Source organism: Chitinimonas prasina (assembly GCF_030160395.1).
GTDB classification, from domain to species: Bacteria; Pseudomonadota; Gammaproteobacteria; order Burkholderiales; family Chitinimonadaceae; genus Chitinimonas; species Chitinimonas prasina.
This window is the reverse complement of the sequence record NZ_BSOG01000001.1, coordinates 906,574-918,421: the sequence shown is the minus strand read 5'-3', so window position 1 is coordinate 918,421 and position 11,848 is coordinate 906,574. Positions and strand designations below refer to the sequence as shown.

The 11,848-nt window shown below is 58.4% G+C and carries 12 protein-coding genes; 2 read left to right on the top strand and 10 right to left on the bottom strand.

Annotated features, from left to right (window positions below; translation table 11 throughout):
• Positions 1-30: 30 nt before the first annotated feature.
• Together QQK16_RS04375 and QQK16_RS04370 are read left to right on the top strand one after the other, a co-directional pair.
• A complete protein-coding gene (locus tag QQK16_RS04375; RefSeq protein ID WP_284195204.1) occupies positions 31-450 on the top strand; it encodes a WapI family immunity protein in 420 nt (139 codons plus the stop codon).
• A 118-nt stretch (positions 451-568) separates the two neighbouring features.
• Positions 569-940 (top strand): DUF6463 family protein, encoded by a 372-nt coding sequence (locus QQK16_RS04370; RefSeq protein ID WP_284195203.1) that lies wholly within the window; start codon positions 569-571, stop codon positions 938-940.
• A gap of 94 nt (positions 941-1,034) precedes the next feature.
• Here the strand turns inward: QQK16_RS04370 and mtgA are convergent, their stop codons facing one another.
• From mtgA to QQK16_RS04320, 10 genes are all read right to left on the bottom strand, one after another.
• Positions 1,035-1,727 carry a monofunctional biosynthetic peptidoglycan transglycosylase gene (gene mtgA / locus QQK16_RS04365; RefSeq protein WP_284195202.1) on the bottom strand — a complete coding sequence of 231 codons (693 nt, stop codon included), beginning with the start codon at positions 1,725-1,727 and terminating at the stop codon, positions 1,035-1,037.
• 56 nt (positions 1,728-1,783) lie between these two features.
• Positions 1,784-1,960: a zf-HC2 domain-containing protein gene (locus QQK16_RS04360; protein WP_284195201.1), complete on the bottom strand. Its 177-nt coding sequence runs from the start codon at positions 1,958-1,960 to the stop codon at positions 1,784-1,786.
• A gap of 4 nt (positions 1,961-1,964) precedes the next feature.
• Positions 1,965-2,537, bottom strand: a complete 573-nt coding sequence (locus QQK16_RS04355; protein ID WP_284195200.1) for a sigma-70 family RNA polymerase sigma factor — start codon at positions 2,535-2,537, stop codon at positions 1,965-1,967.
• Complete coding sequence (locus tag QQK16_RS04350) at positions 2,534-4,417, bottom strand: diguanylate cyclase (protein ID WP_284195199.1); 1,884 nt, start codon at positions 4,415-4,417, stop codon at positions 2,534-2,536. Before QQK16_RS04350 ends, QQK16_RS04355 begins: the two co-directional genes overlap by 4 nt.
• A gap of 122 nt (positions 4,418-4,539) precedes the next feature.
• Positions 4,540-5,595, bottom strand: a complete 1,056-nt coding sequence (locus tag QQK16_RS04345) for a DUF1176 domain-containing protein (RefSeq protein ID WP_284195198.1) — start codon at positions 5,593-5,595, stop codon at positions 4,540-4,542.
• Positions 5,596-5,699: 104 nt separating this feature from the next.
• Positions 5,700-6,599 (bottom strand): hypothetical protein, encoded by a 900-nt coding sequence (locus QQK16_RS04340; protein WP_284195197.1) that lies wholly within the window; start codon positions 6,597-6,599, stop codon positions 5,700-5,702.
• Positions 6,600-6,694: 95 nt separating this feature from the next.
• Entirely contained in the window at positions 6,695-7,183 is a 489-nt protein-coding gene (locus tag QQK16_RS04335; protein WP_284195196.1) for a DUF3291 domain-containing protein, read from the bottom strand.
• A gap of 183 nt (positions 7,184-7,366) precedes the next feature.
• A complete protein-coding gene (locus QQK16_RS04330; RefSeq protein WP_284195195.1) occupies positions 7,367-8,395 on the bottom strand; it encodes a hypothetical protein in 1,029 nt (342 codons plus the stop codon).
• A gap of 8 nt (positions 8,396-8,403) precedes the next feature.
• On the bottom strand, positions 8,404-9,933 hold the full coding sequence (locus QQK16_RS04325; protein ID WP_284195787.1) for an AAA family ATPase: 1,530 nt from the start codon (positions 9,931-9,933) through the stop codon (positions 8,404-8,406).
• Positions 9,934-9,980: 47 nt separating this feature from the next.
• Positions 9,981-11,813 (bottom strand): ABC transporter ATP-binding protein, encoded by a 1,833-nt coding sequence (locus QQK16_RS04320; RefSeq protein WP_284195194.1) that lies wholly within the window; start codon positions 11,811-11,813, stop codon positions 9,981-9,983.
• Positions 11,814-11,848: the final 35 nt, after the last annotated feature.

The following is an 11,848-nucleotide window of genomic DNA, read 5'->3' as shown; positions in this document are numbered from 1 at the left end:
GGGCCGGGTACGGCCGTCAAAGGGGAGTGCATGCAGATCAAAGTGGGCACGGATTACGAATGTGTCGAGATTACCTTATTGGAGAAAACGCCGCAGTGGGCCATACACGAGGGGGATGTCCGTGTGTCCGTCAGTGTGCGGCTACAGGATTTTGCGGGTAGGTATGACGCAGTCTGGTTGGAGGCCGATGCGCTGCAGGCATTTGTGGTGGACTTGCGCGCGCTGGAGGCGCGTCGGCAGGGGGTGGCGACCTTGCGTAGCATGAGCCCGGATGAATTCGTCCTGACCCTGCGATCCCGCGATACTCTCGGACATCTGGTGGCGGAAGTGTGTTTGGTCAGGCATCAGTACAGCAGTGGGCCGGCGCCGTGGCGCACCGTGGTTTCAGGCGGTTTTGAGTTGGAGCCTGGCGCATTGGCGGATATCACCGAGGGGGTCGCCAGCTTGTAATGGCTTGCCTGCCCGAGGGGCCATGCCCCATAGTTCACCGCGCTGTGAGCATACACAGGCTAGGCTGGCTGCTAGCGCAGCACTGCCTTTATGGATACCCATACCCAGGAGGAAGCAGATGAAGCAATGGATAGGTCGCTGGCTTATCGGCGTCGCCGTCATCCACACCGTCTTTGGCGTGGTGGTGTTTGGCAAGGAACTGCTGGGCATAGTGCAGCGCGGAGTCTTCGACACCGTGGGCACCGACCCCATGACGGGTGCGGTGGTCTGGTTCGTACTCTTTGGTGCCGTGCTGTTCATTTGCGGGCAAGCCGTCTCCAGGTTGGAGGCAAGCTCGCCAGCGGGACTGCCCAAGGGCATGGGCTGGAGCTTGCTGGCATTGGGCGTGCTGGGCGTGGTGCTGATGCCGGCATCCGGATTCTGGCTGGTGTTCCCGCCGGCCATTGCGATGCTGGTGAAGCGGGGTGGCGCGAAGCCGGCGCTGGTATAGCGGCGGAGGGCGTGGAGTAAATCGGCGTAGCGTGTGCCGTCTCAGGTTGCGCTGCCTGTCACGCCCGTCAATGACCTAAGCCTGTAACAGGCGCTCAGGGAACATCGGCGTAGGCCATGCGGCGCTGGATGATGGCGGCTTTGCGCAGCAAGCGGCGATGGTTGCGGTTTTTGTCGAAGTAGCGCGGGTTGGGCACCATGGCGGCCATCTTGGCGGCCTGGCTGGCGCTGAGGTTGGCTGCGCTGGTCTTGTAGTAATGGCGGGCTGCCGCCTCGGCGCCAAACACGCCATTGCCCCACTCGATCACATTCAGATAGATCTCGAAGATGCGCTGCTTGTCCATCACTGCCTCCAGCATCAGCGTGATGGCAGCCTCCTCGGCCTTGCGGAAATAGCTGCGCTTGCCGCTAAGGAAGAGGTTCTTGGCCAGTTGCTGGCTGATGGTGGAGCCGCCGGCCGAGATGCGGCCCTTTTTCTGGTTCTTCTCCCAGGCGGCCTGCATGCCTTCCCAGTCAAACCCCTCGTGCTCCAGAAACTTAGCATCTTCGCCTGCCACCAGCGCCCGTTTCAGATTGGGCGAAATCTTGGCGTAGGGCACCCACACATGCTTGAGCTCCGCATCCGGGTTCTTGTCTTGCAGCACATCGAGCTGCTGATCCATGAACGAGGTTTCGGACGGGTTGTAATACTTCCACCACACCACATGGCCGAACAGCCATAGCTGGTAGGCCAGCAATAGCAGGATAAGAGCCAGCAGGGCACGGCCGATCAGGCGTAGGGGTTTCATGGCGGCCGATTATAGCGGGATGGGGTGGCTGTCGGTGCAGCGCGGAGGCGCCAGCCTCAGGGCTTGGGTTTAGACTTCTGCTGGTTGACCTTGCGCAAGAAGGCTGCTTGGCGCGAGAAGTCGCTGCAGTAGTGACAGATAAACATATGCAGCCTTAGCCGCAGGCGCTCGCCGGTGCTCAGCGGCCTGTCCATGGATTCGGAGATATAACGGGTGGCTTCCTTGCAGTTCATGCGCTTAGTCTTCCCGGCCAAACCAGTTTTTTTCCAGGCACAGGCGCAAGCTCATGCGCGCCCGGTACAACAGCACTGAACAGTTGGTCGCTGTGATATCGAGGTTCTGACAAATTTCTTCAATTTCGTGGCCTAGCGATTCGCGCATGGCGAACACCAGGGCGGTGCGTTTGGGCAGGCGCTGGGCGCACTCTTCGTAGACTCGCCAGAAGTCTTGCTGTTCCAGCGCGGCTTCGGGGTTGGCCCAGGTGCGCGGGCCGTCGCTGCCCCAGTGGCCGGTCTTGTCAAACAGGCTGTCAAAATCGCTCAATTCGCCTTCTTCATCGAGCTTGTCGTCCAGTTGGAACGGGTCTCGGCATAGCTTGCGCTGGGCGTCGATGATCTTGTGCTTGAGTATGCCGGTTAGCCAGGTCTTGATGCTGGATTGGGCGGCAAAGCCGGATTTGGCCTGTATGGCGGCGAGCAGGGTGTCCTGCACGGCTTCTTCGGCGGCGGCTTCATCACGCAGGCGGTATAGGGCATAGCGCAGCAGATAGTCGCGGAACTCCGCCAGCTGGCGGTCATCGGGCGTAGTCAAAGGTTGTCGGCTTCCACACGGTTGCGGCCATTGGCCTTGGCACGATAGAGGGCGGCATCGGCTGCAATCAGCAACGACTGTAATTCCTTGTCGTCGTCCTGCATCTGCGCCGCGCCCACGCTTACCGTGAACTCGATCAGGGTGCCATCTTCCAGGGTCAGCGGCGCATTTTCAACTGCTTCGCGTATCCGTTCGGCCGCTTCGATGGCGTGCTCCAGATTTGTTTCGGGCAATACCGCCACAAATTCCTCGCCCCCCAGCCGCACCGCCAAGTCGCCCTGGCGCAGGGTGACCTCCAGCAGGCGGGCCAGCCGTATCAGCACCTCGTCGCCCACCGCGTGGCCGTGGATATCGTTTACCTGCTTGAAGTGATCAATGTCTATCATCAGCAAGGAGAACGGACGCCGGTGCCGTCGTGCCAGTTCGAAGGTCTCGCTGCCGCGCTCGAAGAAGCGTCGGCGGTTGGCCAGGCCGGTCAGTGAGTCGGTGCCGGCTTCGTGGCTCAGCCGGGTTTCGCGCACATGGCGGCTGGTCACATCGATCAGGCTGACCAGCACATCGTCGCCTTCTTGGTCACCATCGCCATCCAGCACGGTGGCCGACAGAATGACCCAGCGCTCGCTGTCACCATTGCGTACGGCGTATTCCAGCTCGCGTAGCGTGGTGGCTTCGCGCAGGGCCTTGCGGCAGGCGCGCCACTCCTCTGGCCGTACAAACAGCTCGGCCAGCTCCTTGCCGGCCATGTCCTCGGCGGCCATGCCAAACAGCAGGCCCATGTCCGGGTTCACATAGCGTATGCGGTCTTGGTCGAAATCAATCAGGCCCAGTGCGCAGGGCGAGGCTTCGACCATGCTGCGCATGCGGGACTCCTGGGCTGCCAGCCTGGCCTCGCGTTCGGCTAGCAACTTGGCATGTCGGCCGCTTTGCCACAGCAGGTACATGAGCCAGCCACCGAAGGCCAGCAGGCTGATCATGCCAAACACGCACACCAGCAAGGCGGCGCGCCATTCCGCCAGGTAATCCTTTTCCGACAGGCCCACGCCCAGGATAAACGGGTATTCGGCCAGATTGCGCACCCCCGACAAGCGCTGCTCGTGATCGAGCGGCGATACGACGAAGTAGGTGTTGTCACGGAGCCCGCTGGGCCGCATCTGGCTGGGCTGAACCTGGGTGCCCAGGTTTTCCCGATCGGTCAGTGGTTCACGAGCGATCAGGCGATACTGGGTATCCATCAGGATGACCGAACCGTACTGGCCCAATTCGATATCTGTAAGGTGGCGTTGCCAGGCATCCAGGTGTACTCCGGCCAGCACGATGGCGTGCAGCTTGCCCTGGTCATCGAGTACTGGCCGGGCGAACACCATGCCCAGCTTGCCTGTTGTCCGCAGCTTATAGGGCGGCGAGATGACCAGTCGCTGGCTGGGGGCGGCGATCAGTTGCCGGATGAAGGGTAGGTCGGAAAAGTTGTCGCCACGGTTGGCCTTGGCTGAGTAGGCTACCCTGCCTTGCGGATCCAATATGCTCAGTACGGCCACATGGGGGAGGCGATCCGGCTTGTGTTGCAACATCATGATAGTTTCAAAACCGGTCGGCTCGCTCCACTCCAGTGGCGGCGCCATGGGCATGCGTGCCGCATCGCGGGCGACATCGTCCAGCATCAAGTCGATCTCGCGATTGGTGGCCAGTACTCTTTGTTCCAGCAGGCGGGCGGCATTGTCTGCTTCGGCAGCCGCCCTTTGCCCGGCGCTCTGGCGGCTGTTCTGCAACCACCAGATCGTCATCGACGCTACCAGCACCAGCAATAGCGTGACACCCGCCATGGCCAGCCGGGTGCCGCGCGGTAGCGCGTGGTAATAGTAGGCAATCAGTCGCTTGGGCACAGTCAATCAGTCATGCACGGGACAGGACATATACATCCTAGAGCCTGGCAGCGTTGATTGCATCCACGTATGGCGGATAGCGGCATCGCGCAGGTCATGTCGCCGGCAAACTGGTCAGCGCCTCATGGTTTGCGCGGCAGGATCGTGGTGTCCCACAGCAGGGGCCAATCCATCAGCGCCATGCCACCGCAGCGGCCCTGGTGGCTGTATTGGCTCAGCAGAAAATGGCTACCGTCGAACACCCAGCTGGTGCTGTCGCCGCAGTCGCCTAGGCCACGGCCCTTGCCATACTGGCTCAGCGTCTGGCTGGCGCTGTCATAGCTGGCATTCATGACCCAATAGCCCGGCTGCAGCAAGGTGCCCAGGCCCGGCAGATTCACCCGCACCGGCCTGGCCTTGCCCTGCCGTTGGGTACGATACACCACGTAGGAGGTGTTGTAGGCGCCCTGGCCGCACTGCAGCAGGACGATGGCCTCGCGGGGGGAGAGCGCCGATACCTCGCCATCGGGCTGCGTATCGCCCTCCATCACGCAGTCGGGCTCCAGCTTGCGCACGGCGTGCAGCAGGCGGGCAGCTTCCTCGTCGTCTACGGCCGGGCTACCCGGCGCGCCTGGGCGCAGCACGGGCAGGGCTCGGGCCGGTGGAATGCTGCTGGCGGGCTTGTTGCCAACTCGCAGCAGGGCATTACGGCTGCCCAGTCGGCCCTGTGCTTCGTCTACCAACAGGAGCGAGGCGGCCAGGCCGTCAGCATTGAAGTTGGCCAGCACTTCGCCCTGGCTGCCGGTCAGCGCCAGCGTCTGCTTGCGGCTGATGGCCGCCAGCAGCTTGCGTGCCTCAGCATCGTCCAGGCTATGGATTTCGGCATAGTCGTCGGCTTCCTGCTGTAGCGCCCATGCCTCCGAGGACAAGGGCAGGCCTCCCAGTCGTAGTGGCTGTGGCGGCACTTTACCGGTGGTCTGAAAGCCCAGTGTCAACGAGGTCTCGCCCGCCGGCCCGGGCGCCTGCTCAAGCAGCATCACGGTGGTGCCCGCGTACTGGTCAAAGCCCTTTGCTACGCAGTGACCGCTGTTGCTGCAGGCCACCAGCCATTCCTTGAACTCGCGGTAAACCGGCAAGGTGGCGGCCTGGCTGGCCAGATGGGTGACGGCAAGAGCGGCAATTAGCAGAGTAGGGCGCATGGGGGCAGTGGTATGTGGGTGATGGGCGACGCCAGGCATCACGCGTCGTCGCGATACAGCCTGGCTGCTTGGACGCTGAGGCATCTGGAAGCGCCCTGGCGGGCTCAGCAGCCCGGGTCATCAGGTGCAATGTAGTTGAAAGCACCGGCCTCGCCTACCAGCTCGCCCGCCTGGGCCAAGCTGGAGAGATAGAGCACCAGCTTGCCGCGTGCCTGGTCCTGGTCCAAAAGCAGGTCCAGCCGGCCATCGCCGTCCAGATCGCCGGCCCAGTGCAGATAGCTCTTGGCCAGCAGCGGCATGCCGCCATCAATGCCAAAGGTCACCACGCCCAGGTTCTGCTTGCGGCCATAGGCGCGCAGCTCCAGCAGCGACTCGGTGGGCTGGTTGGTCTCGCCGTGTCGCTCGGGCTCGTCGGCCAGGATGGGCACGATGGTGGCTATTCCTTTGTCCAGCTTGATGCGAACGGTCTCCGAGCCGGTTCCCTTCTTCTGGCTGACCGGGTACGCATCCATGCCTTGGTGCAGCCAGGTCTTGACCGGGCCAGGCGCCAGCTTCAGCGCCACCTGGGCCGGCTTGGGCTTGAACAGCGCCAGCAGCACAGCGTTGCTGGACGTAGCGGCATCGGGCTGGTCCAGCTGGTAGGGCAGCGGCGACCAGCTCAGGTACTGGCCGGGCATGGACGGCCCATCATAGGTAGGGTGCTTGAGGTGGCGCAGGCTCAGTTGGGTGGCGGTCAGCGTGCAGGTATCCTGGCAGGCCAAGGCCCACCAGCCACTGCCGGCCTTGAAATGGCGGCCCGCCAGATGCTTGCCGGCCGGCCATTGGGCAGCGGTCGCATCGGCAGGGTGGGACAGGCGGCCATCCATCAGCACGATGGCGCCGTTGGTGGGGTCGGGGTGGGTGGCGCTGGGGTCGTAGCCCCGCTCCATGTCGTCGGCCAGGGTAAGGGCGCTGGTCAACAGCAGGCCAAGCAGGGTGGGGCGGTACAGAAGTGTCAGGGGCATGGTAGCCAGTGGCTCAAAGGGTTTGCGGCAACGGCCACCATGATAAAGCCTGCCACCCAAGGTGGCCGGCGGTGTTAGTACCATGCGGCCTTGTGTCAGGCGGCGGCTGGCGCCGGTTTGGCGTAGGCCAAGGCTAGGCCTGTGGGCGAGTAGCGCTGTTTGAAGCTGAAGGCATGGGGGCTGGGGCCGTGCTCGCCCAGGTATTCCAGCCTGGCCTTGGCATCAGCCACCGTGGGCAGTTCGCCCGCCTTGACCCACCAAAGCGCCATATGCGGCATGCCCAGCTTGGCTTTGATGTCCTCAAACCAGCGTTTGCGTGCTGCAAACACCTCGGCGTGGGCGCTGCGGTAGGTATAGGCGTGCAGGGCCTCCACGCTATCCCATACCGACATATTGAACAGCACCAGCTGGTCGCCAAACTCCTGTGGGTAGCCCGCGTCGGTCTGGTAGCGCCAGACAAAGCCGGGGCTGGCCTCGGCCAATGCATTGATCTCGGCAATGCGCGCTACGAAGTCCGCCATCAGGGGCGCGTCTATGGGCTCGCGGGCATAGGCGAGGTTGACCTGGGCAAGGTGGTAGGACATGGGGGCACCGGGAAGTGGGGGATAGGCAGAGGGTGGGGGGGCGGGGGAAATCAAGAACGTGACACTTAGAACTGAGTCGTTAGCTATGGCTGTACTTTATAAAAAGTCCAGTTGCATCCTTCGATTTAATCATCATGCTTGAATGCACGCCGGCAGTCTTGGTTGGCACCTTGCTGCTGATGTTTAATTTGCCATAATTGGTATACAGCCATGGCCCCAGCACTCAACTATCTTGGCGATTTCTTCAAAAATCGGCCGAAAATCGGTATCAAGAAAAGATAATCCATCATCTTCTAATAGTGACTCATAGTCCGTTGTTATCTGCTCGCCAAGGCCTGTAATTGAGGCGGATTGAGTTAGGCATATTTGTGCTGCCTTAAATATTCCTTCCCAAAATTTCTTCTCTGCTGGGTTGCTGGTGCGATGATGCTTTGCTGGGCCTTCCTTAAGGTCTAGATAGTTTAGAGAGTATCTTGTGTTGGGTGATATGTTTAGGCTTGAAATCGCCATGGCCGTGTCGGGGTGTGTGCTTTCGTATAGTAGTAAAAGGTGGCGAGTTGGAATTAGATTTTCCAATTCGTGACAGGGAAGGATTTCCACGTGAGTTGTATTTTTCTGACGGTCCCTTATTAGGTTTTTGGCTTTGGCGCTGATGTTATCTTTATGGTATTTCTTGTCGGAATCTACTAGGCACAATAACAGACAGGCTTCGTGGCACTCAATTTCCCGGAAGACCCTGGTAATCCTTGAGCCGCCGCCATGTTCATATCTAAAGGATAATCTTGGGTTGCGATGCTTGCTGGCTGCAAGGTAATTTTTTGTAAGCGCGGCAATTATCTTTCCATCTAAAGAGTCTTCGCATAGTAATTTTGTTGGCTGTATGGTGGAAGTGCTACAGAAGAAAGTGATGCTTACCATTATTTCATTGGGTCTGTTGACTGAAAAGTAATCAGGCGATACTACCCGGATATATGCTTTTGATTTTACTGTTGCGGCAAGCTCTTGGATGGATTTGTTTTTAATGGTGTAGTACACTCTTTGCGCCCGATTGGATAATCGGGTTGCAAGAATTTGGCTTGCGATTTCTGGCTCGCAGGTGACTAGATGATTGCCTTCTGAGCGTGCAATGGCAATATTCTCTATGGCCTCAAGCACATGGCTGCTCTCGGCGGATAGTAGCGAGGAAATGCTAGAGTCTAAAATGATAATCATGGTGCGCCTCAATAGTCAAAAAAATCTATCGGCCAGTTTTCCAGGAAACCATTGTTGGTGTAATTTGTCCGTGAAATTTCGACGCCAGATGTGGATCTGTTAAATAGGTATATGCCAACCCGATCGCTGTCAATGGTAGAGGAATTGATCAGCATTCCCATTTTATTTATAAGGGCTTCGCTGTGCGTTTCTATAATAAATCGGAGGTCGGATTTCTGACTTATTGCTTGACTTACTGACCGAGAGAGTACCAGCGCAAGCTTGGCTTGAAGCTTGGGGTGCAAATGTAGTTCGGGCTGTTCAATGCAAATTATTTGCGTGAAAGATTGGCCTTTGGTCCTTTCAAGGGCGCTCCATATTTGTGTCAGTATTGGTAGGACTTGAGAGAAGCCAAATCCCATGTCCGCCATATTGAAATCATCACCGCTTGATAGCTCTTGTAGAGTTATGTTTATATGACCTTCCGCAAGATTGGATTGTGCTTGTATGTCGAAATTTTCACTTAGCCACAATTGAAATCGCTGTTTTTGCGCTTTTGATAAACTATTCAGGAATATATGCAGATTTCGCCCTTCAGGGTCGATTTCATCTACTGCCAATTCTTGAGCGCGATAATATCTCTCAGCGGTTGCGCGTAAGGGGCTGATGTATCGTGTGTTCGTGCTGGTCTTTGAGATTTCAAGGTTGATTGATTCAAGAATATAGGGCAGCATTAATAAGTTAAAGGTGTCTATTATGGTGAGAAATGTTTCTGTGCTTGTAGTCAGGCCGCGGGTGAAATTTATCCATGATTGCGGACCCTTTATGCCTTGTAGTCTTTTGAGGAATGCGGTCTTCTCTCCGGGGCGGAACTGAGATATTAATTGCGCTATGGTGTGGTTGGAAACTTTGTGGTGCAGATTGTTTCGTAGGATTGATGTGAGTGAGTTTAATGCTGGATTTTCTGCAATTTTGTATTGATTTACTCGATCTGTTTTCCATGTGATGTGCCGAAACAATCCCTTTCTGACGGCGCTATTAAATTTTTGACTGTACTCGGAGAAGTTGGTGTTGTTTATTAAAATTTCGGCAATTCCGCTGTCGTCGTTAAATTCAATGACTATATGATTGTCTGGTAGATTGATTTCGTACTTGTGGGCGGCTGTGGATTTGGATTTGCCTTCTTTTAAGTGAATTCTCACGTCGAAGTTTATTCGACCCCCCTGTTCTCTAGGGATATATCCTGTTTGCTGATAGAAGCTGTAATGGTCTTGAATATAAGAAGATATAGTTCCTGAGATTCCTATCATCATGCTGCGCTCGTCAGAGCTGTTTTTTATTGCTGATGTGATATCTCCAAAGTCAACTAATCTGCCATACCATAAGATAGGAGCAGTGGTTCGCGTCTCAATGCTTTGCTTTAGCAGAGGGAAAAGTCTAATTACGGAGCTTTTCCCAGTGCTATTTGATCCAAGGAAAAAGTTTATATTCTTTATTTCGATGTCGTTGGAGTCATTTATGCTGCGTAAATTTCTAACGCGGATGGAATTTATGGTCATACTCAAGAGCTTTCGTTATCGACATTGTGGGTGGTTTATGTGATTGCTTATACGGAGTCCTCTCCTAAAAATCCCCCACTCTGATGCGCCCACAACCGCACATACAACCCGCCTTGGGCCAGCAACTCTGCATGGCTGCCTTGTTCCACTATCCGGCCTTCGTCCATCACGATCAGCCTGTCCATGGCAGCTATCGTAGACAATCTATGAGCAATTGCCACCACGGTCTTGCCTTCCATCAGGCGGTAGAGGCTGCTCTGGATGGCGGCTTCCACTTCGCTGTCGAGTGCGCTGGTGGCTTCGTCCAGCAGCAGGATGGGGGCGTCCTTGAGCATGACGCGGGCGATGGCGACGCGTTGGCGCTGGCCGCCGCTGAGCTTGACGCCACGCTCGCCCACATGGGCCTCGTAGGCGGTACGGCCCTTGGGGTCGGTCAGGAGTTCGATGAATTCATGCGCTTCGGCGCGGCGGGCGGCGGCGATCATCTGTTCGTCGCTGGCATCGGGGCGGCCGTAGAGCAGGTTGTCGCGCACTGAGCGGTGCAGCAGCGAAGTGTCCTGGGTGACCATGCCGATCTGGCGGCGCAGGCTGTCTTGCGTGACCTGGGCAATGTCCTGGCCGTCGATCAGGATGCGGCCCTGCTCCACGTCGTAAAAGCGCAGCAGCAGGTTGACCAGGGTGCTCTTGCCGGCCCCGGATCGGCCCACCAGGCCCACTTTTTCGCCGGGGTGGATGGTGAGGTTGAGATCCTGCAGCACGGCCTTGCTGCCGCCGTAGGCAAAGTGCACCTGCTCGAAGCGGATTTCGCCCTGGCTGACCTGCAGCGGCTGGGCGCCCGCCTGGTCCTGGATGGTGATGGGGCGGGCCAGGGTGCTGATGCCATCCTGCACGGTGCCGATCTGCTCGAACAGGGCGGCCATCTCCCACATGATCCAGTGCGAGATGCCGTTGAGCCGCAGGGCCATGGCGGTGGCAGCCGCCACGGCGCCTATGCCAACCTGGCCATGGCTCCATAGCCAGAGGGTGGCACCGGCTGTGCTGCCTATCAGCAGCATGCTGAGGATGTGGTTGATGACCTCGAAGCCGCTGACCAACCGGTTTTGCTGGCGGGCGGTGAGCATGAATTCTTCCATGGCGTGGCGGGCAAAGGTGGCTTCGCGCTGGCTATGGGCAAACAGCTTGACGGTGGCGATATTGGTGTAGGCGTCGGTGACGCGGCCTGTCATCAGGCTGCGGGCATCGGCCTGAGCACTGGCCACCTTGCCCAGGCGGGGGACAAAGAACCACAGCGTCAGCCCGTAGGCCAGCAGCCAGCCCATGAAGGGCAGCAGCAGGATCAGGTCGAAGCCGCCGACCACGGCCACCATGGTGATGAAGTAGATGACCACGAACACCAGGATGTCGCAGACGATGACTACGGTATCGCGCACCGCCAGTGCTGTCTGCATGACCTTGGCGGCGACCCGGCCGGCGAACTCGTCCTGGTAGAAGCCCATGCTCTGGCCCAGCAGATGGCGGTGGTAATGCCAGCGAAGCCGCATGGGGAAGTTGGCAAACAGGCCCTGGTACTTGCACATGGCCTGCAGGGCGATGACCAGGGGGCTGGCCAGCAGGATGCCGCCCAACAGCAGCAGGTTGCTGCGCTCCTTCTGCCATAGCTCGCTGGGGGCGGTGGCCGATAGCCAGTCCACCACGCTGCCCAGCATGCTGAACAACAGGGCTTCGAAGGCGCCGATGCTGGCCGTGAGCAGGATGATGGCGGCAATCAGCCCACGCATGCCGCGGGTGGCGGACCAGACGAAGGGGAAGAAGCCATGGGGCGGTTGGGAAGGTGGGGCGTCGGGGTAAGGGTTGACGCGGTTTTCAAACCATTGGAACACGCTGCGGCCTGCACTTTGCGATAGTGTGACTGAGG

Excerpts from the sequence above, each read along its gene's own strand:
- QQK16_RS04375 (WP_284195204.1), top strand. The coding sequence starts at position 31 with ATGCAGATCAAAGTGGGCACGGATTACGAATGTGTCGAGATTACCTTA.
- QQK16_RS04335 (WP_284195196.1), bottom strand. The coding sequence starts at position 7,183 with ATGTCCTACCACCTTGCCCAGGTCAACCTCGCCTATGCCCGCGAGCCC.
- QQK16_RS04345 (WP_284195198.1), bottom strand. The coding sequence starts at position 5,595 with ATGCGCCCTACTCTGCTAATTGCCGCTCTTGCCGTCACCCATCTGGCC.
- QQK16_RS04340 (WP_284195197.1), bottom strand. The coding sequence starts at position 6,599 with ATGCCCCTGACACTTCTGTACCGCCCCACCCTGCTTGGCCTGCTGTTG.
- mtgA (WP_284195202.1), bottom strand. The coding sequence starts at position 1,727 with ATGAAACCCCTACGCCTGATCGGCCGTGCCCTGCTGGCTCTTATCCTG.
- QQK16_RS04360 (WP_284195201.1), bottom strand. The coding sequence starts at position 1,960 with ATGAACTGCAAGGAAGCCACCCGTTATATCTCCGAATCCATGGACAGG.
- QQK16_RS04370 (WP_284195203.1), top strand. The coding sequence starts at position 569 with ATGAAGCAATGGATAGGTCGCTGGCTTATCGGCGTCGCCGTCATCCAC.
- QQK16_RS04325 (WP_284195787.1), bottom strand. The coding sequence starts at position 9,933 with ATGACCATAAATTCCATCCGCGTTAGAAATTTACGCAGCATAAATGAC.
- QQK16_RS04330 (WP_284195195.1), bottom strand. The coding sequence starts at position 8,395 with ATGATTATCATTTTAGACTCTAGCATTTCCTCGCTACTATCCGCCGAG.